We start from the raw sequence: 1,395 nt of genomic DNA, 5'->3' as shown, positions 1-1,395 counted from the left end.
ACCGGCTCCAGGGAAAACGGGCTGGGCCACACCTGGCGTTCGCCACGGATGCACACCGGCAACAAGTCCAGCTGGCGTTGCCCGCCAATAATGCGCGAGGCGCGCAACAGGGCGTGCCGGGCGTTTCTGCCCAGGCCCTTGAAGCCGTCTTCACCGATGCCTACTACCGTCAGCCAGGGCGACATATGAATTCCTTGAACGACATCCGACGGGCAGGCTTTTCATGCCGCCGGACAAAGCAGGCATAATACCGCGCCTTTACCCGTGAACCGGTAGCCCCGTGAAACCAATACCACCGTCCAATACCTTGCGCCCCTCGGCCTGTCCGGGGTTGCTGCGTATTGTCCAGGCGTTGGATGGCGGGATTTGCCGGATCAAACTAGCGGGCGGTTCGATCCGCGCCGAGCAGGCGTTTGCCGTGGCCGACGCCGCCCAGGCCCATGCCGGCGGGGTGATCGAGGCGACCAACCGCGCCAACCTGCAGATTCGCGGGATCGGCGCCGAACAGGATGCATTGATCGCCGCCTTGCTGGCCGCCGACCTGGGCCCCAAGCGTGCCGCCGGTGATGATGTGCGCAACCTGATGCTCAGCCCCAGTGCCGGCATTGACCGCGAGATGCTGTTCGATACCCGACCGTTGGCCGACCAGATCCTCACCACCCTGGAAACCCACCCGCGTTTCCATGAGCTGTCGGCCAAGTTCGCCGTGCAACTGGACGGCGGTGAAGCCCTGGCCATGCTCGAGCATCATCACGACCTGTGGCTGTCAGCCTTCGATGCCAATGGCAACACGCTGTTGGCATTCGGCCTGGCAGGCTGCCCGGCGCGGGATGCGCCCTTGGCGGCGGTACCTTTGGCACAAGGGCATGCACTGGTGGTGGCGGTGCTGGAGCGGTTCCTTGAGCTGGCCCGGCCTGATCAAACCCGCATGCGCCACCTGCTGGCTGAAACCGCTGTGGATAACTTTTTGCGGCAGCTGAATATGCCATTGCAGCCGGTTGATGGCTTTTCAAGGCACTCCAACCCCGCGCCGCTGCACCTGGGAAGTTATCCACAGCGCCAAAAAAAAAACCAGGTCTACGTCGCCGCCGTCGCACCCTTGGGCCGCCTGGATTCGGCGATGCTCAGGGGCGCTGCGCAACTGGCCGTCGACCATGGCGACGCCACCTTGCGTGTCACGCCATGGCAAGGCCTGCTGCTGCCCAATATCCAGGATGCGGCGGCTGTCACCGAACGCCTCGAACAGCTTGGCTTTTTGTGTTCGGTGGACCAACCCCTCGCACGGATGATCGCCTGCACCGGCGCCGGCGGTTGCGCCAAAGGCCTGTCCGACACCAAGGCCGACGCCGTGCAACTGGCCGCGCTAGCGCCCGGCCACAGCGTGCACCTGTCCGG

Annotated in this window: 1 protein-coding gene and 1 pseudogene; one reads left to right on the top strand and one right to left on the bottom strand. The window is 64.6% G+C overall.

Annotated elements, in window-relative coordinates; translation table 11 throughout:
* Positions 1–185: pseudogene (locus tag HX846_RS18505) on the bottom strand (cobalamin biosynthesis bifunctional protein CbiET); the annotation flags it as partial.
* A gap of 95 nt (positions 186–280) precedes the next feature.
* Here HX846_RS18505 and cobG point away from each other — a divergent pair.
* Positions 281–1,395 (top strand): precorrin-3B synthase (gene cobG / locus HX846_RS18500; protein ID WP_372241988.1); only part of this gene is annotated, 1,115 nt, incomplete at its 3' end.

The organism is Pseudomonas sp. K5002 (assembly GCF_013386655.1).
Lineage (GTDB): Bacteria > Pseudomonadota > Gammaproteobacteria > Pseudomonadales > Pseudomonadaceae > Aquipseudomonas.
This window is presented reverse-complemented; position numbering and strand designations above follow the sequence as displayed.